Origin of the sequence: Natrinema versiforme JCM 10478, from assembly GCF_000337195.1 — an archaeon.
GTDB lineage: Archaea > Halobacteriota > Halobacteria > Halobacteriales > Natrialbaceae > Natrinema > Natrinema versiforme.
This window is the reverse complement of record NZ_AOID01000013.1, coordinates 1-26724: the sequence shown is the minus strand read 5'-3', so window position 1 is coordinate 26724 and position 26724 is coordinate 1. Positions and strand designations below refer to the sequence as shown.

Annotated in this window: 25 protein-coding genes, 1 tRNA gene and 1 other RNA gene; 13 read left to right on the top strand and 14 right to left on the bottom strand. The window is 60.2% G+C overall.

The genetic code is table 11. The features are described 5' to 3' along the window. Positions 1-25 precede the first annotated feature (25 nt). Positions 26-820, top strand: a complete 795-nt coding sequence (locus C489_RS03295) for a hypothetical protein (RefSeq protein WP_006429718.1) — start codon at positions 26-28, stop codon at positions 818-820. A gap of 976 nt (positions 821-1796) precedes the next feature. On the opposite strand, the gene C489_RS03285 is transcribed toward C489_RS03295, so the two are convergent. From C489_RS03285 to C489_RS03265, 6 genes are all read right to left on the bottom strand, one after another. After that, positions 1797-2771, bottom strand: a complete 975-nt coding sequence (locus C489_RS03285; protein WP_204366742.1) for a hypothetical protein — start codon at positions 2769-2771, stop codon at positions 1797-1799. A 391-nt stretch (positions 2772-3162) separates the two neighbouring features. Then, entirely contained in the window at positions 3163-3864 is a 702-nt protein-coding gene (locus tag C489_RS03280; RefSeq protein WP_239642026.1) for a M48 family metallopeptidase, read from the bottom strand. Positions 3865-3887: 23 nt separating this feature from the next. Further along, on the bottom strand, positions 3888-6860 hold the full coding sequence (locus tag C489_RS03275; protein WP_006429714.1) for a type I restriction endonuclease subunit R: 2973 nt from the start codon (positions 6858-6860) through the stop codon (positions 3888-3890). 3 nt (positions 6861-6863) lie between these two features. Next, positions 6864-8183: a restriction endonuclease subunit S gene (locus tag C489_RS20625; RefSeq protein ID WP_006429713.1), complete on the bottom strand. Its 1320-nt coding sequence runs from the start codon at positions 8181-8183 to the stop codon at positions 6864-6866. Continuing rightward, complete coding sequence (locus C489_RS03270; protein ID WP_006429712.1) at positions 8180-9745, bottom strand: type I restriction-modification system subunit M; 1566 nt, start codon at positions 9743-9745, stop codon at positions 8180-8182. Before C489_RS03270 ends, C489_RS20625 begins: the two co-directional genes overlap by 4 nt. A 611-nt stretch (positions 9746-10356) precedes the next feature. Next, positions 10357-10431 (bottom strand) — tRNA-Arg (locus C489_RS03265). A gap of 164 nt (positions 10432-10595) precedes the next feature. Between C489_RS03265 and C489_RS03260 the strand changes: the two genes are divergently transcribed. From C489_RS03260 to C489_RS03245, 4 genes are all read left to right on the top strand, one after another. After that, complete coding sequence (locus C489_RS03260) at positions 10596-10778, top strand: DUF7511 domain-containing protein (protein WP_006429711.1); 183 nt, start codon at positions 10596-10598, stop codon at positions 10776-10778. A 125-nt stretch (positions 10779-10903) separates the two neighbouring features. Further along, entirely contained in the window at positions 10904-11758 is an 855-nt protein-coding gene (locus C489_RS03255; protein WP_049890538.1) for a geranylgeranylglycerol-phosphate geranylgeranyltransferase, read from the top strand. Between the two features lie 176 nt (positions 11759-11934). Further along, positions 11935-12567: an RAD55 family ATPase gene (locus tag C489_RS03250; protein ID WP_006429709.1), complete on the top strand. Its 633-nt coding sequence runs from the start codon at positions 11935-11937 to the stop codon at positions 12565-12567. 105 nt (positions 12568-12672) lie between these two features. Continuing rightward, positions 12673-13083, top strand: a complete 411-nt coding sequence (locus tag C489_RS03245; RefSeq protein WP_006429708.1) for a CoA-binding protein — start codon at positions 12673-12675, stop codon at positions 13081-13083. A gap of 36 nt (positions 13084-13119) precedes the next feature. Here the strand turns inward: C489_RS03245 and C489_RS03240 are convergent, their stop codons facing one another. The 3 genes from C489_RS03240 to C489_RS03230 form a co-directional block, all read right to left on the bottom strand. Next, positions 13120-14262, bottom strand: a complete 1143-nt coding sequence (locus C489_RS03240) for a polyprenyl synthetase family protein (protein ID WP_006429707.1) — start codon at positions 14260-14262, stop codon at positions 13120-13122. 54 nt (positions 14263-14316) lie between these two features. Next, on the bottom strand, positions 14317-15297 hold the full coding sequence (locus C489_RS03235) for a PLP-dependent cysteine synthase family protein (protein WP_006429706.1): 981 nt from the start codon (positions 15295-15297) through the stop codon (positions 14317-14319). Positions 15298-15402: 105 nt separating this feature from the next. After that, positions 15403-15747 (bottom strand): DUF5798 family protein, encoded by a 345-nt coding sequence (locus tag C489_RS03230; RefSeq protein ID WP_006429705.1) that lies wholly within the window; start codon positions 15745-15747, stop codon positions 15403-15405. A 199-nt stretch (positions 15748-15946) separates the two neighbouring features. Between C489_RS03230 and ffs the strand changes: the two genes are divergently transcribed. Then, positions 15947-16258: signal recognition particle sRNA (gene ffs / locus C489_RS20620), an RNA gene on the top strand. A gap of 293 nt (positions 16259-16551) precedes the next feature. Here ffs and C489_RS03225 read toward each other — a convergent pair. The 3 genes from C489_RS03225 to C489_RS03215 all read right to left on the bottom strand — a co-directional run bounded on the left by C489_RS03225 (position 16552) and on the right by C489_RS03215 (position 18099). Further along, positions 16552-17484 (bottom strand): mechanosensitive ion channel family protein, encoded by a 933-nt coding sequence (locus C489_RS03225; RefSeq protein WP_006429704.1) that lies wholly within the window; start codon positions 17482-17484, stop codon positions 16552-16554. Further along, a complete protein-coding gene (locus C489_RS03220; protein WP_006429703.1) occupies positions 17481-17729 on the bottom strand; it encodes a YhbY family RNA-binding protein in 249 nt (82 codons plus the stop codon). The genes C489_RS03225 and C489_RS03220 overlap by 4 nt, the downstream gene beginning before the upstream one ends. 91 nt (positions 17730-17820) lie before the next feature. After that, positions 17821-18099: a ribonuclease P protein component 4 gene (locus C489_RS03215; protein WP_006429702.1), complete on the bottom strand. Its 279-nt coding sequence runs from the start codon at positions 18097-18099 to the stop codon at positions 17821-17823. Between the two features lie 211 nt (positions 18100-18310). Here C489_RS03215 and C489_RS03210 point away from each other — a divergent pair, with 211 nt between their 5' ends. The 3 genes from C489_RS03210 to C489_RS03200 all read left to right on the top strand — a co-directional run bounded on the left by C489_RS03210 (position 18311) and on the right by C489_RS03200 (position 22935). After that, positions 18311-20140 carry an ABC transporter substrate-binding protein gene (locus C489_RS03210; protein ID WP_006429701.1) on the top strand — a complete coding sequence of 610 codons (1830 nt, stop codon included), beginning with the start codon at positions 18311-18313 and terminating at the stop codon, positions 20138-20140. A 5-nt stretch (positions 20141-20145) separates the two neighbouring features. Next, positions 20146-21009, top strand: coding sequence for a phosphatase PAP2 family protein (locus C489_RS03205; protein ID WP_006429700.1), 864 nt, complete (start codon positions 20146-20148; stop codon positions 21007-21009). A 141-nt stretch (positions 21010-21150) separates the two neighbouring features. After that, entirely contained in the window at positions 21151-22935 is a 1785-nt protein-coding gene (locus tag C489_RS03200; RefSeq protein ID WP_006429699.1) for an ABC transporter substrate-binding protein, read from the top strand. A 112-nt stretch (positions 22936-23047) separates the two neighbouring features. On the opposite strand, the gene C489_RS03195 is transcribed toward C489_RS03200, so the two are convergent. Then, the gene (locus tag C489_RS03195) at positions 23048-23434 is read right to left on the bottom strand and encodes a hypothetical protein (protein ID WP_006429698.1); all 387 of its coding nucleotides are present in this window, start codon (positions 23432-23434) and stop codon (positions 23048-23050) included. Positions 23435-23565: 131 nt separating this feature from the next. Between C489_RS03195 and C489_RS03190 the strand changes: the two genes are divergently transcribed. Together C489_RS03190 and C489_RS03185 are read left to right on the top strand one after the other, a co-directional pair. Next, the gene (locus C489_RS03190; protein WP_006429697.1) at positions 23566-23916 is read left to right on the top strand and encodes a hypothetical protein; all 351 of its coding nucleotides are present in this window, start codon (positions 23566-23568) and stop codon (positions 23914-23916) included. Between the two features lie 172 nt (positions 23917-24088). Beyond that, on the top strand, positions 24089-24718 hold the full coding sequence (locus C489_RS03185) for a hypothetical protein (protein ID WP_006429696.1): 630 nt from the start codon (positions 24089-24091) through the stop codon (positions 24716-24718). Between the two features lie 31 nt (positions 24719-24749). Here C489_RS03185 and C489_RS03180 read toward each other — a convergent pair whose 3' ends face one another. Next, the gene (locus C489_RS03180) at positions 24750-25508 is read right to left on the bottom strand and encodes a DUF2797 domain-containing protein (RefSeq protein WP_006429695.1); all 759 of its coding nucleotides are present in this window, start codon (positions 25506-25508) and stop codon (positions 24750-24752) included. Positions 25509-25631: 123 nt separating this feature from the next. Here C489_RS03180 and C489_RS03175 point away from each other — a divergent pair, with 123 nt between their 5' ends. Together C489_RS03175 and C489_RS03170 are read left to right on the top strand one after the other, a co-directional pair. Further along, on the top strand, positions 25632-25976 hold the full coding sequence (locus C489_RS03175; RefSeq protein ID WP_006429694.1) for a BsuPI-related putative proteinase inhibitor: 345 nt from the start codon (positions 25632-25634) through the stop codon (positions 25974-25976). 118 nt (positions 25977-26094) lie between these two features. Further along, a partial coding sequence (locus C489_RS03170) for a CbiX/SirB N-terminal domain-containing protein (protein WP_006429693.1) occupies positions 26095-26724 on the top strand: 630 nt, incomplete at its 3' end.

Sequence of the window (26724 nt, the reverse complement as noted above, 5' to 3'; positions counted from 1 at the left end):
CATCGACCGACCTCGGCTCAGGACAATGACCTCGAAATACGCTCTCGACCACGAAATCGCGGCGAGAATCGACCCCCTGAATGACGGTCGGCAGATTCGCGCGCTGTTCGACGGCCACCGCATCTCGGACGACGGTGGTGACGGCCGTTTTGTCGTCGAATCTGGCGCGAGCGGCAACAAATACCGCGTTGACCTTGCGGCGGGCCGGTGCGACTGTCCCGATGCGGACGATGGCTCGACCATCTGCAAACACCAATTCGCTGCCATGTACGCCACTGGCGCTGCACCGATCGCGACGGAAGTGCTGGACGCGGACGAGATTGCGGTCGACGCGATCACCGACGACGAGACAGACATCCATGACATCGACCTCGTCGCAAACTACGAGCAGCTCGACCTCGAAACGGACGCAAACGTGACGCATCGACCTCGCTGGGCAACGAAAGACGGTGAGATAGTCGAGACGGCACAAGCCGACGAGCCGACCGACATTCCGGCTGAGCGTACCTTGGTCGAAGAACAGGCCCAGCACGCGACGAACGGTGGCGACGTCTGCGGCGCGGAGTGCGCGGACGGCTCAGAGTGCGAGAACCCGGTCGTCGATGACGACCACTGCCATCTCCACCGAGACGAGAACGCGCAGGACCTCGCACAGGCCGAACCGGCAGTGCCGAGCAACGTGACCGACGCGTTCGCGAATGCGGCGACTGACGGGGGTGCTGTTGCACTCGAGACGAGCGGCGACGCAACGGGCGACGTGATCGATCGTATCCTCGAGCACGCTAACGGCGACATGACGGTGATCGTCGTCACCCAATAAGCCGGCCGCCGTGGCCGGCGCAGTCTATTCTTTGCGCTCGCATCTATGCTGTGGGCGGTGTGCCGAAAAGGCATATCACCGAATACGAGAGTCTTAGACACTATAATAGGGCTTTATGATCTATGCCGTAGAAGGAATAGATGGGGACAGGCACCATGCTCGGGGGGATTGTTCCTCGAGAAACCGCGTGCTGGAACACGCGGTTGATGCCTGTCTCGGCTCAGGACAATGATCCGGGATACAGGCGGTCAATCGTACGAGCCGAATCGGCAAGAAACTGACCCTCGCGACGGTGGCTGCCCGCGCTGTGGGCGACCAACAGCGGTCGTCAAGTTAAGCGACTTCGGACCCATGGCGGGCCAGCACTGTCCGGTGCACGGCGTGGTCCACGCAACGTCGATCCCAACGGTGAGCGACGATGGTTGAGTGTCGACGCTGCGCGGCCGAGCTGCTGATCGTCCGTAGCGCGGCGTGCGATCACGTCGACGCCATCCGAGAGGATCTTCGCTGTCCGGTTTGTCGGGCTGGTGGGCATCGGATCCGTGACCGACGGACTGACGTAGTGCGACTTGAGATGGGATCGGCGCTGGAGGGAGAGTAATGTGTTCTAGCGAGTCGTGCGCGCACTGTGGGCGCTCGCTCGTACTTGTCGCAGACGATGCGATCCGACGTGAGCGAATTTCGCACGGGTTCGGCGCAGCGAACAACGAACTCCGGTCGTACTGCGGGCTTCGATGCCGGGCACTCGGTAACGACCGTGATGCCGTGCTCGAGACAACGCAACAGTCGACGCTGGCGCTGTTCTACGACGGTGTGGATCGACATGATCCAGCGGCTGTGGTCTGGAACATTTGACCGACGGCAACCTCGTGACCAGATATCTGGTCGCCGTCGGTAGTGCACTTGCCAGCGGCACCAGCGTAGATTGCCACAAGCCAAATTTCACTTCCAATCAGAAGGAGTAGCTAATGTCTAATTAGAAGGTTGTAACTGCCTCAGAATCGGATAGTTGACGATGGATACGCTCTGCTTCGTCAAGCAGAGCAGAAGCCGTCTTCTTAGGATTATCCGTATAGACATCTAATTTGATCGCCATCCCTTCAGTCGAGATTTCCTCGGCCAATTCACGGAGATTTGGATCCCCCAGATCATTTGCGATGTCCGGTTGGTGTTTATCGATAGTCTCAATCTCCGAATCAGGTAAAGCACCGTGTGCAAGGAAAAGCAAATCCCCATCTTGGACTAGGGAGACAGGGGTGACTGGTGCAGAGTTAATAAGTCCCTGTAAATCATCAGTTCCCAACACTTGGTCTATTACTTCTGATGCGGTCTTCCAGCCGTTATCGAACTTTTTCGTATCGATTTCGGAGTAGATGCTTTCAAGATTCTTTCGTGTCGCCAAATAGATCCCAGAGGGGGGCGACTCGTCAGGTTGTTTTTCCACTAACTGACATGCCCATTCCTCGACATCCTCGTCACTGGCGATGGACTCCGGGATTTGGTGAGGAGGTATAATTTTGAGTGCACCAGCGATTGCCTCTGCATCGTACTCATTGTTGAGTTTGTCTTTTAAATAGCTGTTTTCTTCCTCTTCAGCGTCTTTGTCGGCAGCAGCAATTAGGAGAACATATAGTTCAGAATCTTTTTCGTACCGCTTCACGAGCATCTCTCGGTCATACCCCTTCCGATCCATGAGATCTATAACACGTCTCTGCTGCTCCAGTCGTGCCTCGAGATCTTCACGCTCATTTCGCTCAGTTTGAGCCTGTTGACGTTCTTCAGCCTGCTCTCGTTGGGCCCGAGCTAGGGCATGTATTAGCTCCATTCGTTCCTTGCGCTCAGAATCATTGGTACCGATATCAATTCCACACTTGGAAAGTATTCTGTCAACAAATCTTCTGATGACTTGGCCGATAGCTGTCGAAGCGAGAAATTCCCCCAATCCTAGCATTCATAGTGTAGTTAGTCTCAGAGATAATGGAGGTTATGCCTAGTTCACATTGCTTCGTTTGATATTATAAGGAAGTCCGTCCAAAGAGATGTGATGGATATCTCAGCTCTGTCTTATGTACACAGCACAAATTAACAGTATTCTGGGTGGTTCGCTACACTTAGCGTTTCTCGAGTCTCATAATTTACCCCCTTTGGCGAATGGGACTCCTACCTCGATCGTGTGGGGGAGGGCTACTGGTGTATAACTCTCTGTGGCCTCTCACAATATTATTTATATTTCTTATATTTTATAGTTATTATAAATGTTAGTACAACATTGTCAAATCGCCCGAGGACGACCGAATTGGCAAGTTGTATGGGTAGTAGAGTAGCTGCTTAGAGTATTCGAGTTAGACGGTCAACGAATTTCCGTTCAGTCGAAGCCACTCACGACGCTTCTCGTAATCTGGAATCAATGTCCCCACCGTATTCCAGAACGCGTCGGAGTGATTGTCATGAGCAGCATGCGCCAGCTCATGGACGAGAACGTAGTCCTGAATTCGGACAGGAGCGAGGATGAGTCGCCAGTTCAGCCGAACTGTCCCATCGTCGAATTCACCCCATCGCCCAGAGAACTCACCAACGTCAATCGAGACATCGGATAGTCCCAACTTCGATTCGTACTGTGGACTTCGGTCGGGCAACTCCTTTTCGGCACGATGGAGGTACCAGTCGATCACGGCTTGGCGCTTCCGCCGGACACTAACCCCGTCGGCGGGTGAATCAAACCGATGCACGCGTAGGGTAAACTCAGTCCCGTCGAAGGAGAGCCGGGGCTCCGGGACATCTGCCTCGACAACATCGAGATGGTACTGGCGTCCGCGGTAGGGTAGCTTCTCGCCGCTCATGAACTCTTTCGGATACGGCGGCTCTGACTGTTCCTTGAGCCCATAGAGCTTCTCGAGCAGCCACTCTTGGCGGCTCTCGAGTACGTCTTCGACATCATCGATTGTCGCCGTCATCGGTGCACGGACTGTGAGTTCAAGCGACTGATCCAGCGAGAGCCCGATCGTCTCTCGGTCTTCGCTCCAGTCGATCTCGTAGGGGACCACTGTCTGCCCGATATGATGCTCTCTCATTCGTAGTGTGCTCGAGCGAGTTCGATCACGCGGGTCGTGAGTTCGTCGCGCTCGACATCACTCAGGTCAAGATCGGACTTGTAAAGCTCGATCTTCACCTGCTTCCGTATCTGTTGTTGGATATTCACTTTCTGCTTCCATTCGACGATGGTGGTGAACTCCTCGACAGCGCCAACAAGCGAGCCTGTGAGTTCGATCAATGACTCTTCATTGATCCCCCGCTCTTCGGCCTCGAGAACATCCTCCAGCGCGTGATAAAACGACAGTTCCGTGGTGCCATCAAATCCTTTCTTCTGTGCGGTCTGTTGGCGAGACCGCATCTCAGTCATAATATCGCGTAGCTCTTCGATGACTTCGCGGTCAGAGAGGCGCTGCTGTCTGTACTCCTCGATGAGTTCCTCGACACGTTTCTGTAGCGAGCCGTAATGAACGGGATCTTCGTCGTAACGGATGTTGAGTTCGTGTTTGACAGCGTGTTGCATTTCGCTCGCCCGTGCTTCGTCGCTCTCTAACGTATCAAGTCTCGCATCGAACTCGTTTTTGTCCATCACGGACACCGGTTCGTCGTTTAGGACTTCGATCCCGGACGACCGGATGTGCTTGTGGATTAACTCACGCACCTTTTCCCCAGTGCCTTCGAGGTTCATCTCGTCGTCGCGGTAGCGTTCCTTCGCCCGACCATAGATCGTGCTCAGTTGCTCGAGATCGTCCTTGTACGGGTTTGCTATCGGGTTCGGAAGGACAATGTCCATCAGCCCCGAGAAGCGCTTGAACGCGTTGTTGAACTCGATACGGCGATCCTCGGGTTCGAGCGTTTGGAGACACGCTTCGACATCCTCGAGGTTGTCGAAGAACATCACCGCATTTCGATGGGCTGCCTCAAGTTCGGCCTCTTTGTCCTCTAGGGGTACCATCGCACGTTCGACCTCGTCGGCACTGAACATCGCCAACGCTTCGCGGAGTTCATTCGAGACGCCGTAGTAGTCGACGATCAGCCCGTGATTTTTGTCGGGGAACGGGCGGTTCACACGTGCGATCGCCTGCAAGAGGTTGTGTTCCTTCAACGGCTTGTCGAGATACATCACCTGTGCAACCGGCGCGTCGAACCCAGTAAGGAGCATATCGCAAACAACGAGCAGTTCTACCTCGCCATCGGGATCGACGAACGAATCCTTGTACTGGCTTAGTTCCGGATCAGTCGGAGCCCACTTTTTGACGGCCTCGGGGTCGTTATGGTCGTGCGAGATGACGACTCGAGATTCCGGACCGTTGAGTTCGTCCAGTTTCTCCTTGTAGTTGATCGCCGCACGCTTACTCGTGGTGACGACCATCCCTTTGAATGTGTCCGCGATCTCAGTCTCGTAGTGCTCGATGATGTCGAGCGTGACGCGTTCGATACGGGTTTCCGCTTCGGCGAGATCCTGTGTTCGGGCGTATCGTTTTTTGATCTCCGCCTTCTCCTCGTCGGTGTATTCGTCGAAAATCCGATCGAACATCTTGTCGAGCGTCTCGCCCTCGAGATGCATGTCGGCGAGCCGGCCCTGATAGAGGATCTCAACGGTCGTGTCGTCCTCGAGCGACTGATCGATCGTGTATGTGTCAATGTAGTTGCCGAACGTTCGACGGGTATCCCGGTCGTCCTTCTCGATCGGCGTCCCGGTGAAGCCCACGTAGAAGGCGTTTGGGAGTGCTGTCCGCATGTTGTTCGCGAGGTGCTTGTACTGAGTCCGGTGAGCCTCGTCGACCATCACATAGATGTCTTCGTCACGGGAGAGTACGGGGAAGTCACCGTCTTCATGCTCCTGTAGCTGGAACTTCTGGATCAACGTCGTGATCGTCTCGCCGGCACTGGTGCTGAGCTTCTCGCGAAGGTCCTCGATGCCGTCGGTTTTCTTCGGGTTCGGAAATCCACAGCGCTCGAACGTCGCATGGATCTGGTCGTCGAGCGCCTGCCGATCGGTGACGAGGACCAGCTTTGGATTAGCTTTCTCGCGGCGGAGCTTGAGGGCGAGAAACAGCATTGTGAGCGACTTTCCGGAGCCTTGGGTATGCCAGACGACGCCACCGGGTGCTTCGCGTTGATGGCGTTTCTCGATCCGCTCAAGGGCCTTGTGTACGGCGCGGTACTGCTGGTAGCGCGCGACCATCTTGATTTGGCCGCTCTGTTTGGTCTCGAAGACCGTGAAGTGCCGGAGCTGATCGAGCAGTCGCTCGGGTTCGAACAGCGCGTACAGCATCCGGTACTGGTCGGGAACGAAGCTCTCGAGATCGAAGACATTGGCGAGATATTCGTCGTCGATAGGATATGGGTCACGCCATGGCTTGTACTGTCCCTTTGGCGTCCCATAGGTGCCCATCACTGCCCCTTCGTACCATGTCGCCACTGAGTACTGGTTGTAGCGAAACAGCGCTTCAGCGCCTTCTTTACCGGTTTTCGTGCGTTCGTTCTGGTAGCGCTGGAGTTGCTCGAGTGCCTCGCTTCTCGGTTCCGCGATGCCCGGGGCCTTACACTCGATGACACCGAGAGGGATTCCGTTGACGAACAAGACGATATCGGGTTTGATCGTCTCCATTGGTCCCTCGACGCGGAACTGGTTGAGCGCGAAGAAGTCGTTATTCTCGAGGTTTTCGTAGTCGATGTACTCGACCGTTTGGTGTTTCAGCCCGCGGCCAAGATCCTGTTTGACTGACGTGTGCTGGACGAGCTTCTCGTGGATCTGCTCGTTCTCGTGCATCGTACTCGTCCCTGCGACCTGCTGGATCTCACGGGCGGCCTTGTTCAAGTTGTTCTCGTCGATCCACGGGTTCAGCCGTTCGACGGCATTGTGAAGGCGTGGCTCGAGTATGACCGAGGACTCCGTCTCTCGAGGGTCGTGCCACCTTTCGCGTTGTTGGTCGACAATCTCCCATCCGAGTTGCTTTAGGGTTTCAAGGGCAGGACGTTCGGACTCCGCGTACTCACTGACCATAGGTTAGTCAGTGTTGACGCGGACCTTACCGGTAAGGAGGTCCTGCATCAGGCCGCGTTTTAGTCTTTGATATTTCTTTTTACTGGACTTATATGAGTCCAGTACTTTATCAACAGACCTCAGATATTCGCCAATTTGTTTCTGCTCTTCAAGTTGTGGAACAGGTATTAGGAAATTTTCCACAGTATCTTTACCTACTTCTGGAAATGTGCTACCTTTCGACAAGCTTGCCAAGTAATCCCTTTCGTATTTAAGTCTATAGTATACATACCATGTGTCAGTATTGTTTGCCGGAATTAGGTTCTTGAAACCCTGATTTGTAGTCATCTTAACTTTGTTCACTGCACACTTTCCAATTGTCGCCCTAGTCGTTAACAGAATGGAACCCGGCGGAAGGAGGTTAGAAGAGACTTTTTCAAGAGCTAATTCAGTCAGATGCTCTTCTGTATCTTCAATAGTCGGCCCTTCAAGAGATGTTATTTCACTAGGTGTAGCCCAAGGTATGTCTCCTCCCCAACATTCTGGTTGATCCTTCTCAGGTGCTGTTCTCCCAGCAATCTCCCCAATGTCTTTTAGTTTCCGCAACTTCCAATTTTCTGGTATTTTCCCATATCGAGAATCTGTTTCTTTCTTATCTATTTTATGTAAACCTTCTGTAAATAGGTCTTGCATGAGTCCTTTCTTCAACTCAGATATCTTGTCAATAATTGCGCTTATGTAATGAATTTGATCTCCAACCGTCGAGAGGATATCGGCGATGTAGCGTTGTTCGTGAAGAGGAGGGGTCGGCACTTTCACCGCCTGTTGAAACGTCCGATTCAATCCTGCTTGGGCAGTCCCTGTTGTAAGACGGAGTAGTTGATCTAGACCGATTCGAGCTTTAATAAAATTATATAGGAAGCGTGGATCATGAGTCTCTCCTTCCACACGGAGAATATATACGTGTGAATTGACAGCGGCACGATCCTCTGGTATGCTGTTTACATATGTCGACTTTCCAATAGTCGCGCCGTCCTTGACTAGCAGTATATCTCCCTCTTCGATTTTTCCAGAGTTCAAATCTTCATAATATTCTTCCGAAATACGAACCGGCTCATCAAGATCAAACGCCCCGTCTGAAATGTGCGCACCGCCAATACTTAAGACTGAATCAGAATCTGATCTCTCTGAGGTTCTCGGTCTGCTGCCAGTCTCTAGACTGAATAGCCAGTCTGAAATTGATTCAACCTCCCATTCGTTGGGAATAACATCTGATTTTGGCCCTAGTTGGATTCTCTTGTATCCGTCTGGTATACCACTGGGTTCTTGAAAAATCTCGCTCATCGGTATTCTAACTCCTCCATATACTGCTGAAATTTCTCGTCAGTCTTCCGACGCTCCTCTTTCAATTCATCCAACTCCTTGAGTTTCTCGCTCACATCGATCGGTTCCTCCGGCTCCGTGGTATCGACGTATCGGGAAATGTTTAGGTTCCAGTCGTTCTCCTCAATTTCCTCAAGGTCGACCAGCCGACTGTGATGATCTTCCTCCCGACCAGTGAGGTGCGTCTCTGCGAGATACTTAACGCCCTCGGCCGTGAGCTGGTTCTGGTTTGAGAGTTCCTTGAACACATGTACGCCGGACTCTCGAAGTGTCTGGTCTTCGGCGTAGATGAACTGGACCTTACCCTCGCGCTCTTTGGGCTTATCCTTGTTGAGGATGAGAAGGCACCCCGGGGAACCAGTGTTATAGAACAGGTTCTCCGGAAGCGCGATCACCGCCTCGACGAGATCGTCCTTGAGGATCGGCTTGCGGATCTTCTTCTCTGAGCGCGAGCGGAACAGTATCCCGTTGTCCATGACGATGCCTGCCTTGCCGGTCTCCGAGAGTGATGCCAGCATGAGCTGAATCCATGACCAGTCTCCCCGGTTCTTCGGCGGCAGCCCGTATGGGAAGCGGTTGTACGGCTCGTTTTCCTGCACCCACTCCTTGTTCCACTTCTTCTGGTTCCATGGGGGGTTGGCGACAACGCGGTCGAACACTTCGAGCTCGTCATGCTCGGTAACGAACTTTGGTTCGGTGATGGTATCGCCTTTCGCGATCGTGGCGTCCTGTAGCTCGTGCAGGAGCATGTTCATCTGGCCGATCGCCCATGTATTCAGGTTCTTTTCCTGCCCATAGAGGGAGATGTCGTCGCGATCGTCGCCCTCTTCTTCGACGTGGTGGGCAGAGTAGATGAGCATCCCGCCGGAGCCACACGCCGGGTCATAGACGCGATCGCCGGCATCGGGGTCGACACACTCGACGAGGAGTTGCACGACCTCGCGGGGCGTGTAGAACTCGCCGCCCTTCTTGCCGGCGTCGTCGGCGAACTGCCGGATGAGGTACTCGTAGGCTCGCCCGAAGATGTCTGGGTCCTCGAGGTCGGCGTTGCGGTACCGGTGCTTCGAGAAGTGCGTGACGAGTTCGTCGAGTGTGGCGTCGCTGAGTCGGTCCTTGTCGTTGTAGTCGACAGAGGTAAGCACTCGGTCAGCGATCTCGTCGTTTTCGTCTTCGATCGCCTCGAGTGCCTTGTTCAACGCGGCACCGATGTCAGTGTCCTGTGCGGCAATGTGGTCCCAGCGAGCGCGTTCAGGCACCCAGAACTCTTCGTGGAGATCGCGATCGTCCTCAACGACTTCCTTGGGAATACCGTGTTCGTCGGCAATCTCTTCGGTTTCTTCTTCGAAGCGATCATTGACCCGTTTCAGAAACAGCAGTCCGAAAATGTAGTTCTTGTAGTCAGCGGCGTCAATACTGCCGCGGAGAATATCTGCTGCTTCCCAGAGATGTGCCTCGAGCGTATCGAGGTCGAGAGTGTCGGGTCCGCCCTCGGTGCCCGGGTGCGTATTCTGCTCAGGATCCATACCAGCATCCAGCAATTGGATCTATGTGTAACTTTCCGTTGGACGGAGATGTTTCGTTCTTGGGATAGATTGACCCAGCGGTGAGCATGATCTATACGGTGATGGACTGAGATCATACTACAACTATATTCAATTATGGATGAGGATATGATCTCGTTACCAGCAGCAGACCCATGTTCTCCGGGATATCGAATATGTTTCTACGTTGGAAACCAATCCAGATGCAAAAATCACATCGATGTCTGTAACTTTTCTCAAGATACTCACAGACGATCTTGATACCGAGACGGGTCATAGTTCAATGCTTGCTCATACCAACCACAACACGTTAGGTCTGGCAAGGAACTTCCAATTGGTTCCGTCATGTAGATCTTGTCCCTGTGACTAACGATCCGTAGCTGATTGTTGTTCTATGAGCACTACCGACCGTCTCGAGAAGACGAGTTCCAACTGAAGTATTATAGTTCTCGCTCCAGTAGTTGACTCTCGAGGGATTCGCATGACGGGCCAGACCCGCGTGTAGAAATTGGTTGAACTCTTGCGCGCTCCATGGCGCGATGGTAAAAACACCCCGCTGCAGGGTGTTGGATTCCCGCCGCGTAAATTTCGGATGGGCGCTACAGGATTTGAACCCGTGACAGCTTGGTCCGAAGCCAAGTACTCTGTCCAGACTGAGCTAAGCGCCCGCATCGCTTCGTTCCTGCCGGTTCCGTATAAGTCACTCGATTTTCACCGCTTTCGACAGGGAACGTCACACTCACTCGATCACTCACCGTGGCGGTACAATTCTCATCCGATGACAATCGCCGTCAGGGGTCTTTGTTATGTAGCCCCAGCGCCTAGGTACGCTATGACGGAAACTGAATCTCCTCTTTCCGACGAGGCCCAGACCGGCGCGGCACCGCTCGAGTTGCTCTCGAACGACGAGCACGTCTGGACCGCCGTCCCTGCGGACGCAAGCGGCGACGAGCGGGTGAGCGAGTGGCTCGAGGTCGAGAATGAGGTGCTCTGCGATCTCGAGGAGTGGCGCTGAGACTCCGGTCGTGGTGCCGGCGGTTCGAACGTGAGTCTCGTCTCCGTTTTCCACAGCTTCGACGAACCTACTGACTCCGATGGCGGACCGTACCGTTTAACCAGCCCGCCTGACCACTGCCGCGTATGACAGTCGGGGAGACGGGTCGTGGGTTGCTCGAGTTGACGCGGCCGGTGAACGTGATCGCGGCGAGCGTGCTGACGTTCATTGGCGCGTTCGTCGCGGGCGGGGTGGCGGAAGAGCCGGTTGCAGTCGCCGCGGCGGTGGGAGCCACGGCGCTGGCGGTCGGTGCGGGCAACGCGATCAACGACTACTTCGATCGGGAAATCGACCGGATCAATCAGCCCGGGCGGGCGATCCCTCGGGGTGCGGTGAGCCCGCGCGGGGCGCTCGCCTTTAGCGTCGTACTCTTCGCGAGTGCGGTCGCGGTCGCGCTCACGCTCCCACGATTGGCGATCGGTATCGCGGGAGTTAATCTCCTCGCACTGATCGCGTACACCGAATTCTTCAAGGGACTGCCCGGGCTCGGCAACGCGCTCGTCGCCTATCTCGTCGGGAGCACGTTCCTCTTCGGGGCCGCGGCGGTCGGCGAGGTCGCCCCGGCGATCGTGCTCTTCGTGCTCTCGGCGATCGCAACGCTGACTCGAGAGATCATCAAAGACGTCGAGGATATCGACGGGGATCGCGAAGAGGGGCTACACACGCTTCCGATTGCGATCGGGGAACGCCGCGCTCTGATCCTCGCCGCCGTCCTCCTCGTCGCGGCCGTCGTCGCGAGTCCAGTTCCGTACCTTTGTGGGGATTTCGGGATCGCCTACCTGCTCGTCGTGGCCCCCGCCGACGCCGTCATGCTCGCCGCAGCCTACGAGAGTTTCGAGGAGCCGACCGTCGGCCAATCGCGGCTCAAGTACGGCATGTTCCTCGCTGCGCTGGCGTTTATCGTCGGGCGTGCCGCCCTCGAGCTACCGGGTTCGATATAGTTGACGGGCCCGACCCTCGGCCGATCGACGGACTGCTGGGGGACAGACGTGATCGGTGGGATTTATAATCAAAAGTACTATAAGCCGCTTTGCGTATTTTCATACAACACGCCGGACTGGAGTGGGATGCGGTATCGGCAACGGGTGTTGCCACGGCGATGGATGTGAGTATCCGTATGTATGACCTCGCAGATGTCCTTCCGGACACCGAACTCGATCCGGGGACGAACGTACTCGTTGCGGGTCCGCCACTGACGGGGAAACGACGAATCGCCTTCGAGATCCTCGGGAGCGGCGCGAATCGCGGTGACGGCTCGATCGTCGTCACGACGAAAGACAGCGCCGATAAGGTCCTCGAGAACTTCGGCGATCACGTCAGCGACGACGTCGACCCGAACATCGGCGTCGTCGACTGCGTCACGAAACAGCGGGGGATCGGGACGATCGACGACGATCCACGGATCAAGTACGCCTCCTCGCCCGTCGACATGACCGGAATCGGAATTAAGATCTCGGAGTTCTTACAGGATTTCTACGAGTCCCGCGGGCTCACGGAGAACCGCGTGCTCTTGCACTCCGTCTCGACGCTCCTGATGTACTCCGATCTCCAGACCGTCTTCCGATTCCTCCACGTCTTTACGGGTCGGATCCAGAGCGCCGACGCGCTGGGCGTCTACGTCATCGACTCGACGGCACACGACGACCAGACCATGAACACGCTCAAACAACTCTTCGACGCCGTCATCGAACTCGAGGAGGCAGCCGACGGCGAGGAACCCGAAATTCGGACTGCCGGCCTCTCGACGTAGGCGCTCCGTTCGCCTTTCATCCTTCCGAACCGTACGGTTTGCTTCTCTGTCCGACGCCACCGTCTAACCCCGAGACGTTTACTCTTCGAGCCCCTATACCCGCGTATGCCAGTCGACTCCGCGGACGAACTCGAGACGGTACTGGAGTACGAGACGATCGCCGTTGTCGGCTGCTCGAGCACGCCCGGCAAGGCCGCCCACGACGTGCCGAAGTACCTGCTCGAGCACGGCTACGACGTGATTCCGGTCAACCCCTACGCGGACGAGATCTTCGGTCGCGAGGTCTATGACTCCCTCGCGGACGTGGCGGAGGAAATCGATGTCGTCTGTATCTTCCGACCGAGCGACGAAGTCGGCGACATCGTCGACGCGGCCATCGAGCGCGACGACGTAAAGGTCGTCTGGACCCAGCAGGGAATCCGCGACGACGAGGCAGCGGCCCGTGCGGAAAGCGCCGGTCGAACCGTCGTGCAGGATCGGTGTATGAAGGTCCAACACCGACGGCTCGCGGCGTAACGCGGCCGGCGATATGACGGCCGTTCTCGCCCGCAATTACGGAGCCGGAGCGGTCGCGGTCCGAAGCTCCGCCAACGCGTCCTCGAGGGTCGTGTGCATCAGGTCGTCGACGATCGACTCGAGGTGTCGCAGCCGGATCGCCGTCCGAACGACCGGTTCGTCGGGGAGGTCGGCCACGGTCGCGGCCACCTCAGCCGCATCGACGGGAGGCTGTCGCTCATACTCCGCGATACGTTCATCGACGTAGCGGCGCGTCGAGCGCTCGTCGCCGGTCAGGCGCTCGCGGATCTCCCGTTGCTCGGCCGCTGAGACGGTCTCGGCGACAGGTACAGAACAGAGCGACTCGCAGTACCACGTCAGTGCGCGAGCGGCGGCCGCGAGCAGCGCCTCGTTCGACCGCTCGAGCGAAGCGGCGAGTTCGGTCGCAGCGGCATCGATCTCGCCCCGTCGTCGGGCCACGAGATCCTCGATCCGATCGGGAACGTCGGACGCGAGGACGGCCTCGATCACGGCTTCGGTCGAGGCGTAGTCGTCGGGGTCGCCATCGAAGCAGACGAGCGGGAGCGTCGCGACGCCGTTATCGATGTCTTCGGGCAGATCCGCGAGGTCGTCGATGACGGTCAGGACGAACAGGCCGTTCGTCGCGATCGTGCGGAGGTGCTCGAGTTGAGCGTCGGAATAGCGACCGGTGGCGGCGACGACTCTCACTGCGAGGTCGCCCCAGACGCTCCCGCGTTCCTCGATGCGGCCGATCGCGTCGTCGACGGAGGCCGTCGCGGCGTCGAACTCCTCCTCTGCGAGTTGGCCCGCGCCGATTTCGCGGACGGTCTCGAGGACGGGGCTCAGATCGATGTCGTCCGGGACCTCGCTGACGGCCTCGACGACGTTCGCGTAGACGAGATCGCCGAGCGAGACGTGCTCGTTCAGGCGTCGCTTTCGGTCCGTGTCCCATGCGTCGGCCTCGTCGATCGCGTCGTCGTGGAGCGCGCTCGTCACGAAGAGATCGGTCGGGATCGAGCCGAGCGTTTCAGCGAGGGCCTCGTCGTCGGTCTCGAGGACAGTAAAGAAGTACGTGAACGCACCGAGTAGTCCGCCCTGATCGGCGTACGCGTCGGCTTTCGTCCGAAGCGCGGGCGGCAGTTCGTCTTCGGAGAAGCAGGTGTCCGACAACCGGCTCATATCCACCTCTTTCGAGGAAATTTAATGAGTCTACTGGTTACGCCCCCGCTCGGCCTACGACGTCCACTCCTCGAACGAGCGGTAGATCCCCTTCGAGAGGTAGCGCTCGCTCGAGTCGGGGAAAATCGTCACGACCGTCTCGTGGGGGACTTCGAGGTCGCCGTCGGCAATTTGGCGGGCCACCCGTTTCGCGGCCACGCTCGCGGCACCGGCGCTCGAGGCGACCAGATGCCCCTCCTCGCGGGCGAGGCGTTTGAGTTCGTCGTGGGCGTCGCGGTCCGAAATCGCGTCGACCGCGTCGACCAGTTCGGGTTCGAACAGTTGGTTGGTCGCGGTGTCGTGGGTACCGATCCCCTCGGTCTTGTACTCGGCTTCCGCGCGGTCGTCGCCGAGGAGTTCGCCGTAGACCGATCCCTCGGGCTCGACCGCGACGATGTGGGTGTCGGGGTCCTGCTCGAGGGCGTAGCGGGCGAGTCCCATGAGCGTTCCCGCCGTTCCACAGCCGGCGACGACCGCGCCGACCCGTCCATCGAGCGCACCGAAGATTTCGGGGGCGGTGGTCTCGTAGTGGGCTTCCGTGTTCAACGGGTTCGAGAACTGTTGGGGAACGGCCGCGTTGTCGAGTTCCGCGGCGAGTTCGTGAGCGCGGTCGATAGCGCGGTCCATGCCGTCCTCCGTGGGCGTGTTAATGACCTCCGCGCCCAGTGCCGCCATCAACTGCTGTTTCTCCACGCTGAACCGCTCCGGAACGACGAAGACGGCGTCCAAGCCCAGTTGCTCGGCCGAGATCGCCAGCCCGATCCCCGTGTTCCCCGCTGTCGGCTCGATGATCGTCCCACCCTCGGAGACGTCCCCGCGCTCGAGCATCGCCTCGAGCATGTACTGGCCAATCCGGTCTTTGATGCTCGCGCCGGGGTTGAACGTCTCGAGTTTCGCGTAGATCGGCACCGTCTCGGGGCCGTCGTGGAGCCGAACGAGCGGCGTTCGACCGATCGTCTCGAGAACGGAATCCACCGGCTCCTCGTGGGTCGTCATTGGTTCGGCAAAAGTTTCCCCCGCTGTTAGCTCTTGTCCCGACGAGGAATCGGTCGCGAGCCCGAACGGAAGACCATACGGACGCGATCGCCCCGCACAGCGGCGTTATTCGGCCGTTGTCTCGCTTGCAGTCGCATCGGACGCTCCGTCCTCGCCGGCCGCCGATTCGCCGACGTTTTCGGCGTCGGCCTCGCCCTCGAGTTCGGCCTCGTCGATCGCCGCCTCCGCGAGGATCTCCTCGCCGTCGATCCCCTGTTCCTCGGCGATCGCGAGCAGCAACGCGCGCTGCTCGGTGAGTTGGTGGTCCATCCGCGTGACCGTCTCGTGTGTTTCGTCCATCTCCTCTTCCAGCCCGGTGATCCGCTGCTGGAGCTTCTGTACCTGCTTATACATCGCTTCGGCCCGATCCGAGAGGCTCTGAATCTTCTTTGCAGTGCTGCCGAGTCCCATACGAAACCGTTGTGTTGGGGAACTAATGGGCCTTTTCCTCCCCTCGCTCGAGCCACCGCTCGATCCACGTCGAGAATCGACGGGATCGTTCCGTCCACCATGTCGGCGACCCGCCCGTGCTCGAACGATCGTTCGTTTCCCCCGTGCCGCCGGGCGATTCCGGAGGCGAAAGGCCCTTAAGTACCAGTCGCTTACGATGAGATGGACTAGGTCGGGCAGTTTGGCCCTGCTCGTTACCCGCGCTATGGTCATTAGCGGGGACCGAACACCGCAGGCGTCCGGTCAGACCGGCCGGGGCCTCGGGAGCCAACAGAGAAGCCTCGTCCGTCGGGGACAGCGGTCCGTGATGGCCGTCCGCAGGGACGACCCATCACGGTTAGTCGGCGACAGCCCATCAGGCGCGGAAGCGAGCAGTGGACCGCCGGACACCTGTCGCTCGACGGGTCGCGGGGTGGAGAAGGCAACCGAGATTCCCCCGGTCGGAACGCCGGGCAATCGCGGTCGTCCGCATTCATACAGGACGAAATTTTACTCTGTAGGCGCGGCTTTGCCGCGCCTTCGGTAAAATTTCGATCAAAAGCGCTCCTCCTTCCGTTCCGTGACGCTTCGCGTCACTCCACATCAGTCGTCGGCCCGCTCGCTCACCCTTCGGGTTCGCTCGCGGTCTACTGGATAGCCGCCTGCCCTCCCCCGGATCGGACGGCTCTCACTGTTGTTCGAGACGTCCTCTCGGCCGAGGGGAACGACGAGTCTCTATCTGGAGCAAGAGAGCAGACGAGACGAAAGTCGAAAGCTGGACTCGCGTTATTCGGCCGGCTGCACGACGCTCTGCCCGTCGCCGCTCTCGAGGTTGAGCCCGCCCTCGAGCGTGCGGACCGGGTAGGGGATGTCGATCCCCTCGTCGTCGAAGCGGCCCTTGACCGCGGTGACGTACTCGCCGCGCGTTCGGACGAAGTCGGCTCGGGACGGGTTCGCGATCCAGAACCGGGACTGCAGACCGACATCGGAGTTGCCCAGTTCGGTCAGTCGGACCGACGGTGCGGGATCGTCCATGATGTCGGGATGGCGCTCGGCTTCGTCGACGATGATCTCGGTCGCGCGCTCGATATCGTCGTCGTAGCCGATCCCGAAGACGAACTTCAGTCGGAGCTTGTCGGCGTCGACGGGGTTCTTGAGTACGCCGTCGGTCAGCGCCGAGTTCGGCACCGTCAGCAGTTCGTTATCGAACGTTCGCACGCGCGTCACGCGAAGGCTGATGTCCTCGACGACGCCGGCGTAATCGCCGTTGTCCCACTCGATCCAGTCGCCGATACGGAACGGTTTGTCGGTGTAGATGAAGACGCCGGCCACGAAGTTCGAGATCACGTCCTGCATCGCGAACCCGATCGCGAGCGCGCCGGCCGCCGCGATACCGGCCATCGAGACGAGGAAGTTGCCGAAGCCGGCAAACCCGAACGCGACCGCGACCGCGAAGAACGCGACCCCGAATTTCGTGAGCATCAGGAGCGGGTTCTGGGCGTGTTCGTCGAGGCCGCGCCTGTCGAACGCGCGCTCGACGAGCGGCAGGATGACGAAGCGGCCGACGAACCAGATCGCGACGAAGGCGAGAACGAACCGGATCGCACCCTCCGCGCTCGCGGCGAGTGACGACCCGAAAAGGTTCGTGCTCTCGAGCGCCTCTCCGATCGGTCCCAGGTCCCCGCTCTGTAGCGGCGTCGAACGAGGAGTGGCCCTCATCGATGCAGCACCGCCGTGTGCCCGCGCGTATCGATCAGATCCGCGCTGACGCGATCAGCGAGAGCGGCCGCTTTTTCCTCGGTCGAACTGCCCGCGCGGGCGGCGCGCAGGAACTTTACCTTCACGAGGTCCCGGTCGGAGAGTTGATCGTCGAGTTCGTCGACGACCGCGTCGACACCGCTCTTGCCGACCCAGACGGTGACGTCGAGATCGTGTGCTCGCTGCTTGAGGTCCTGTTTATCCATGGCCTGATTAGCGAATCGAGGCGCTTCAATCTTCTCGATTCGGTAGCGGTCGGTCGCAGCTGAATCACGCCGCCGCTGAGAGGAATCGGTGTCAGTCGTCGTAGGGATATCTGGCGTGTGCGCCGCAATCGCAGGTGATCACGACGTGGCCGTCCCGTAATCTGACGCGCGCGTTCGTTCCCGGCCGGAGATACGCATCGCACCGATCGCACGTAAACCGTCGAAACTCCCGGGGAAGCGTCAGTCGGTTTCGCTCCGCGACCCGTCGCGCGAGACGGACGTAGTAGCGAGCACGGTCGTCGTTACCGTCCGCTGCCGCCGCTCGAGCGAGGTCTTGGAGGCGGTCGATCCGCTCGGCGGCGATGTCCATACCCCGCTTTTCGTCGGTCGGCCTATTGATGTTGCGCTCCGGCGAGGCGAGTTCGGCATCGACTCCTGCGGAGGTTGTCAGCTAATATCACACCAGTCGACAGTTGAGGCGAATGTGCTACCGAGTGAAAAGATTCTTTATCGTACCCCGTATTGGGTCGTAGTACGCAATATTGTTATATATTAAATAAGATGAGGTGTTACACAACGACATGAATTGGACCCCCACGCCGCCCGACGACGGCGTTAGCAGACGTTCCTTCCTCGCCGCCGGAGCGACCGGTGCCGCGATTACGACGAGCGGCTGTATCGATCGCGTCCGCAGCGTCGTCGATCAGAACACAGACGAGCAACTCTCGCTGTCCATCGCCACGGTTCCCGCCGACTCGGACAGACAAAACATCCGGATCGCCCGTCGACTCGAAGCCAACCTCAAGAAGGTCGGCATCGACGTCTCGCTGGATATGCGGTCGCAGTCGGAGCTGTTGAAGTCAGTGTTGCTCGACCACGACTTCGACATCTACGTCGGCCTCCACCCCGCCAGTTACGATCCGGACTTCCTCTACGAGGCGTTATACTCGCGATACGCCGACGAATCCGGCTGGCAGAACCCCTTCGGATACAGCGCTATCTACTTCGACACCCTCCTCGAAAACCAGCGCCACGCCGACGGCGACGAACGAAAGCGACACGTCCAGTCGCTGCTGACCGGATTGGCACAGGAAAAGCCCTTCGAGCCGATTTGTTTCCCCGATGAGGTCCGCGTCGCCAGCACCGACCGATTCGACGGCTGGGCCGATCGGCAGGACCTGTTCGCGTCCCGGCACGGCTATCTGGGGCTCGAACCGGCCGACGACACCGACCAGTTGCACGCGCTCGTGACCGACGGCCGCCTGACGCGGAATCTCAACCCGCTCTCGGCGACGTTCCGAGAACGCGATACGATCATCGACCTGCTCTACGACTCGCTGCTGACCGAACACGACGGCAGCCTCCATCCGTGGCTCGCCGAATCGGTGGATCTTGTCGACGCATCAGCCGATACGGACGAGAATGATGCGGAAGACGACCCGTCGGTGACTGCGACGGTGACGCTCCGGGAGGACTGTCAGTTCCACGACGGCGAGCCGGTAACTGCCGAGGACGTCGCGTTTACCTACCGGTTCATCACGGACACGTCGTGGAATCTGGCCCAGATGCCGTCGCCGGCACCGCGGTACCGGAGCCAGGCCGAAATGATCGACGGGATCACGGTCGGCGACGACGGGTATCGGCTGACGATGACTATCGCGGGCGGTCGCGCAGCCGCCAAACGGGCACTTACCGTTCCGATCCTGCCGAAACACGTCTGGAGCGACCGGGTCAATCAATATGCTGGCAGCCAGACGTTCACGCCGACGCAGGGACAGTGGAGCGCCGTAACGGCGTCTAACATCCCACCAGTCGGCAGCGGTCCGTTCGAGTTCGACAGTCGGAGCGAAGACGAATACCTCACGCTGCAGCGATTCGACGAGCACTTTACGCTCCGAGAGGACGTCACCCTCGCTGACCCGATCGCTGAGCTATCCGAGCCGACCGTTGCCGAGCTCCGATTCGAGGTTGATCCCAGCAGTCCGTCCGCTATCGGCCGGATCGCCGACGGCAACGCCGACCTGACGGCGTCGATGCTCGACGCCTATTCGCTCGGCGCAATCCCCGACTCCTCGAGCGTCGAACGGTTGGAAACGCAATCGCAGATGTTCTACCACATCGGCTTTAACGTCCGAAACGAGCCCTTTAGCAATCCCCACTTCCGCAGAGCGATCACCCAGTTGCTCGATAAGAAGCGGATCACGGAGGACGTGTTCAACGGGAACGCGACGCCCGTCGCGACGCCGCTGACCGGCGAGTGGGTTCCGGACGCCCTCGAGTGGGACGGCGAAGATCCAGTAACACCGTTTGCCGGGTCTAACGGCGTTCTCAACACCGAAGTCGCGAAACTGGCGTTCGAGCGAGCCGGGTTCCGACACGATGATAACGGACGGCTGCTTGGGGGCGACTAGGAGCGATGCTCGCCGAGGTGCTGACACAGCTCGTCATCGTCATCAGTATTCTACTGCCGATCGCGATAGCCGTCTTTATCGGCCGTAAGCGGCTCGCACGGACGCGTGCGGAGTGGCGAACGCGACTCAGAGACGTCGCACCGGCCATTGCCGTCTTGCTCATCGTATTGCTGATCAATCGGCTCGCCAGACAGCGAGCGCCGCGACTCTCCCGGGAGATCGGGCTTCACCTCACCTCCGAACTGTATAACATCGAGGGGGAGTTCATCCTGCTCTTCCAGTCGATCGCGACTCCGGAGACGACGGCGTATTTCTCGCTGATTTACATCTACGGGTATACGTTCCTGCTGCTCTTCCCCCCGATAGCGTACTTTACCCTGTCGGAGACGCGGACGTTCCGCCGGCTACTGACAGCGTACGCGCTCAATTACGTGATCGGGCTGGTCCTGTACATCTTCGTCATCGCGTACGGCCCCCGGAACCTGATGCCGGCCGAAGTCGCGGAAACGATGCTGTTCGATACGAACCCACAGTATCGGTATCTCACTCGGGAAGTCAACAGCAACACCAACGTGTTCCCGTCGCTTCACACCTCGCTCTCGGCAACCGTCGCGACGTTTGCGGCGATGACCCGTTCGACGTTTCCGAAGTGGTTCCCCGTCGCGGTCGTATTGGCGGCCAGCGTCGCGATATCGACGATGTTCCTCGGGATCCATTGGGGGATCGACGTGGTCGGCGGGCTGTTGCTCGCGGCCCTCTGTGTAACCCTCTCGGATCGATTCGTGGGCCGCTGGTCGATCTCCGAGGAACTCAGTGAGCGATATCCGCAGTTCGAAGATCGGTTCCCGTGGGTAGACCGAGACGAGTAATCCCCTGTCAGCGACCGTAAGCGATCGCCGATAGGACCGTTCGACGGCGTTATACCCCGGGTTAGTACAGCGATCTCCCGACCACCGGGGAGAGCACAATACTGTTATATCGTGGCTCTTCAACTATGAGAAACGAACGAAATGAACGGGAGATCGGCCGCCCCGACCCGAGACAGCCACGGCGAGGACAATGGGGCCCGCAGTCGCCGAGCGATGCTGGCAGCGACGGCTGGGCTAACCGTTTCGGCCGCCGGCTGTCTCCGACTCCGCGATATCGTGGTGCCGGACAACATCGATCAGCTCTCCCTGACGATTACCACGATTCCGGCTGACGCGAACAGGCAGAACATCCAGATCGCCCGTCAGCTCGAGAAGACCCTCAAGGCCGTCGGCATCGACGTCTCCCTCGATGTTCGATCTAAGATCGACTTTCGTCGAACGGTGCTGTACGACCATGACTTCGATATCTGCATCGGCCGGCATCCGGGCGGGACCGATCCCGACTTCCTCTACGAGGCGTTGTACTCGCGGTACGCTGACGAATCGGGGTGGCAAAACCCGTTCGGCTTTACCAACTTGGATATCGACGAACTCCTCAAGGAGCAACGCAACAGCGAGGGCAAAGCACGCCGCGAGGCCGTCACGGCTGTACTCGAGGAAATCGCGACCCAGCAGCCGTTCGTTCCGATCTGTCTCCCCGAGGAACACCGGGTCGCCAGAGCCGATCGGTTCGACGGCTGGAACGAGGGGCACCCTGCGACGCGTCACGGATACCTCGCCCTCGAGCCGTCCGCAGGTGTCGATACCCTTCGAGTCGGGCATACCGACGCCAGACCGACGGAGAACCTCAATCCGATCGCGCCCGACTACCGTCACAGCGGGCTGATCACGGACCTGCTGTACGACTCGATAGCGACTCAAAACGGGACCGGCGAGATCCAGCCGTGGCTCGCGGAGTCCTACGACTGGGACGACGGTGCGTTCGATATTCGGCTCCGGGAGGGATGTGAGTTCCACGACGGCGAACCGGTGACCGCCGAAGACGTCGCCTTCACGTATCGGTTCCTGCAGGATACCTCGATGGGCAGTCACGACACGCCATCGCCGACGCCCCGGTATCGCGGACACGTCGACGCCGTCGATGTCGACTCGATTTCGATCCGTAACGACGATCATCGCGTCGAACTTCCGATCGAAACGACGCAGACAGTCGGCGAACGCGCGCTTCTCGTCCCGATACTCCCCGCCCACATCTGGCGCGAGTACGCGACCGAGATCGCGGGACCGGGCGGCCCCAGCGTCGCGCAGGGAACCACGGAGGGGATTGTGACGAACAATATCCCGCCGATCGGTAGCGGCCCGCTCCAGTTCGAAAGCCGAACCGAAGGCGACCAACTGCTCCTCGAGCGCTTCGAGAGCCATTTCACGCGCCGACCCGGCGTCGAGCTTCCGTCACTGACGGTCGACGAGTGTCCGATCGTTGTCCACCCGAGCAGCACGACGGTCGCGGGGGTCGTACAGAACGATGGGGCAGACATAACCAGTCTCCCCCTCGACGCTCACGCGATCGACGGCGTCGAGGAATCCGGCGACGTGGAGGTATTCGAGTCGCCGTCGTGGTCGTTTTGCTTCCTCGGCTTTAACACGCGCAAGGCACCGTTTAGCAACCCGCTGTTCCGGCAGATAATCGCCCGACTCGTCGACAAAGAGACGCTGTGCGACGAGGTCTTCGACGGTCACGCCCGCCCCATCGCGACCCCGGTGACCGACAAGTGGGTCCCCGAGAGCCTTGAGTGGGACGGCCGCGATCCGAAAATGCCGTTTCTCGGTACGGACGGGGAGGTCGATGTCGAAGCGGCCAAGATCGCGTTCGAAGACGCCGGATTCCGGTACGACGACCAAGGGCGGCTCCGAACCAGACAGTGAGCCGTCGGTCGGCAACGGCCGATCAGCGCAGGTGAGTCACCGCCGTCGCTGTGCCGTCACCGAGACGCCGATAGCTACTCGAGCGGAGTAACCGCAAAAGGAACGGAGAGCGTTACTGGTCTTCGAGCGCGTCGGCGATGCGTTTCAGCGCGCGGGTCTGGTCGCGCATCTCGTCGCGCATCTGTCGGACTTCGCGGACGAGTTCCTCGTTGCTCTCGTCCTGGCCGCCAGCGCCGGGACCGGCACCCGGGCCGCCCGGACCGGGGCCGCCGGGGCCGCCGCCCATCATACCGCCCATCATCTGTGCGAACGGGTTGCCGCCACCGCCCATGCCGCCGGGGCCGCCACCGCCGCCGCCGAACGGGCTCTCGGGGGCCTCACCCTCGCCCTCGCCTTCCTCAGCTCGCTTCTCGCGGATCTCCTCGACCCGCTCGCGGAAGGATTTCTCCTCGCTGTCGTCGCCTGCGTCTCCGTCGGGTGATTCGTTTTCGTCCGTCATACCATCGGATTCCGTTGCGTGAGGGAAAAGGGTTGCCATGTTTTTGATGTCACGGCTGACTGGCGCTCCAGTGGCCACGCGGCGATCAATGCTTGCACAAAATCGACCCGTTTCGGGCCAGTAGCCACCGTATGACCCATCGCTCCGACCGAGAGCCGATCGTCAGCGAGGGACCGTACGCGATCGTCGACGCGACCGATAGCGACCCGGCGGACTACTGGCTCGTCTCGAGTCGAGACGACGGGCCGACCGACGCGGACGAGCGCCGGCACGAGGTGCCGATCGACGAAACCGCGATCGACGATCTCACGACCATCGTCTCGCGGCTTCGAGGGCTGAAAACGGACACCGAGGAGTCATCGGAGTCGGTCGAACTGACGTGCCACGACTGTGGCAAGACGTGGACGTACACCGGCTCGGACGAGCACGCCGCGTGTCCGAACTGCGAGGGTGAGGTCCCCGTCGAGGGGATCGGGCCGTGATCCGCGCGAGCGCGCTCGAGGGAGATGACCGGTGCCCGCGATCGACCCCACCACGAGTGCGAAGGCCGAACGGTTGTGGGAGGCGTCGTCGAATCGGCACTGACTGAGCCATGGGACGACGAACGCACCGACGACCCGCCCGAACGCTATCCGACCAGCGGTCCCACGAACGATGACACGAATAACGAGACGCGGCGCGATCGCGGGCATCGGAACCGCGCTGGCGGCCGCCGGCGGAGCGAGCGCCGTCACCGAAGCGGTGGGTTCGGAATCGGTCCTCGAGGCGGATCGTGAGAGCGACTATCCGCGGTGTGTCTACCAGCCCGACGGCGACGGGTGGTCGGTCACGATGCCGATCAATATGCACGTCACCGTCCCCGGCGAGCGCCGCGCGGTCGCCGCGATCGAAGCCGCATTCGTCGGCCTCGAGAACCCGCGCTGGACGCGTTTCTTTCCGGACGCGGAGACCGCAGCGTGGGACGGGGACGAGGAGGAACTCGTCGGGCCGGATGTCTCGGTTCGTCGCCCCCGGCTGGGCGAGGGATGGAATCACGTCCACGTCTGGGCGGTCGACGCGGACCGGGCCGCGGTCCACGCCCACTTAGATATCGTCGACCTCGAGTACGAGTATCTCCACCGCGGCGCTCACTTCGACGCTGCCACGCGGCAGGTCCGAGCGCACCTCGCCGCGGACGACTGGCGGCGGGAGACGCCCTACAGCATCGAGTACGGCGTCGGAGAGGGGAAACTGGAGGGGTGGGGCAAAACGGGCGATACGAAACTCGAGTACGTGTCCGGCTGACCGCAGCGCAGGAGAGAAACCGCGGTCGCGCTCACCCGAACGAGCCCAGCGACGACTGGAGGTCGCGATCCGTCCGGCCCGCCTCGAGGTCGTAGCCGACGAGGTCGCGCATGTCGACGGCGTAGGTCGTAGCGCCGTTCTCGAGGACCAGCAGCCGACCTTTGACGCCGACGACAGTGCCGGAAGCGATCGTCTCGCGCACCGGGCGGGCCTCGAGGCCGAGTCCGTAGTCGAACTCGAGGGTGTCGATCACGTCGAATTCATCGAGGGTGGCCGCCCAGCCTGCTTCGTCGACCGTGGCCCCCAGCGCGGCGACTTTCGTGCCGGTTCGAACACGGTCGGGGAGTCGGGTCGCGATCTCGGCCTCGAGTTCGCGGGCGATTTTTCCGTTCGAGACCGTATGAACGTGGGCTCCGCGATCGGCCCCCTGCTCGCGCAGCCGGGTCTCGAGCCGCCAGCGTTTCGTGACGCCGACTTTGAACGTGTCGGGGGCGAACGCGGCGATATAGACCGCGTGCTCCTCGTGGCAGTCCATCTCGTCTTTCAGGCAGGTCCCCGTACAGCGCGCACAGACCCACGTGCTCGTGTGGTAGTCGCAGTAGGGCGTCGACGGTCGGTCGCAGGAAACGTGCTCGCCGTCGTCGTCGATGGTGCCGGCACAGTGGCGTTCGCCGAGCGAGTAGGCGAGGTCGTCGCCGGCTTCCAGCGGGCGGTGGCCGATGTCGCCGCTGCCATCGCTGACCAGCAGCGCCGACCCCCGCCCGCTCGGTTGGTAGCCGACCAGTTGCACGCAGTCGGCTTGGTACCGGGCGCAAATAGACGTAGCGCTCTCCGGTCGTGAGACTCCATCGGACCGGCCGCCCGCTGGCGAGCGCGGAAAAGACCTATCGGCGACCGCCACGAAGCCCGGGCCATGAGCCTCGAGGGGGCGCTCGAGACGGCGGCGGACGGCACCAGAGACGCCGTGATGTTCGTGTTCACCGTCACCAATTCGGGCGACGAGCCGGTCGATATCCGGTTTTCGGACGCGTGCAAGGCGGAGTTCGTGCTCGAGGACGACGGGGACGAGGTCTGGCGGTTCAGCGAGGGGCGCATGTTCGCGCAGGTGCTGAGTTCGGAGACCCTCGAAGCGGGTGAGGAAACGACCTACGAGGCGGAGTGGTCCGACCCCGAGCCGGGCGACTACACCGCGGCCGCGGAACTGCGAGCTCAGGACGAACGCTGTACGGCGCGGGCCGACGTTTCGGTGCCGTCGTAACGCCCGTCTCGAGCCACCCGTCTTTTGCGGGATAGAACGGACGAGGACGCCGTCGAGAGACCCGGCGACGAGGGCCGACAGCGAAGTCCATATACCGTCGCCATCCTAAGCCGCGGGCATGCAAGCGCTGGTTATCGCGGCACACGGATCGCACCTGAATCCGGACGCCTCGGACCCCACCTACGCCCACGCGGACGCGATCCGCGAGACGGGCGCGTTCGACGAGGTCCGCGAGGCGTTCTGGAAGGAGGAACCCCACTTCCGCGAGGTCATCCGAACGCTCGAGTCGGACGAGGTGTTCGTCGTCCCCCTGTTCATCAGCGAGGGCTACTTCACCGAGCAGGTCATCCCGCGGGAACTGCGCCTCGACGACTGGGACCCCGAGCAGTGGGAGTCCGACGGCACCAGCGCCTCGCAGGCCACCCTCGAGGCCGAGGACGTCGGGAAGACGATCCACTACTGCGGGCCGGTCGGCACCCACGACGCCATGACGGACGTGATCGTCCAGCGGGCCGAGACCGCGACGGGCGATCCGGACGTCGGCGAGGGCTTTGGCCTCTCGGTCGTCGGCCACGGCACCGACCGGAACGAGAACTCCGCGAAGGCCATCGAGTACCACAGCGACCGCATCGCCGAGCGCGACCGCTTCGACGAGGTGAAGGCGCTGTTCATGGACGAAGAGCCCGAGGTCGACGACGTCACCGATTACTTCGAAAGCGAGGACATCGTCGTCGTCCCGCTCTTCATC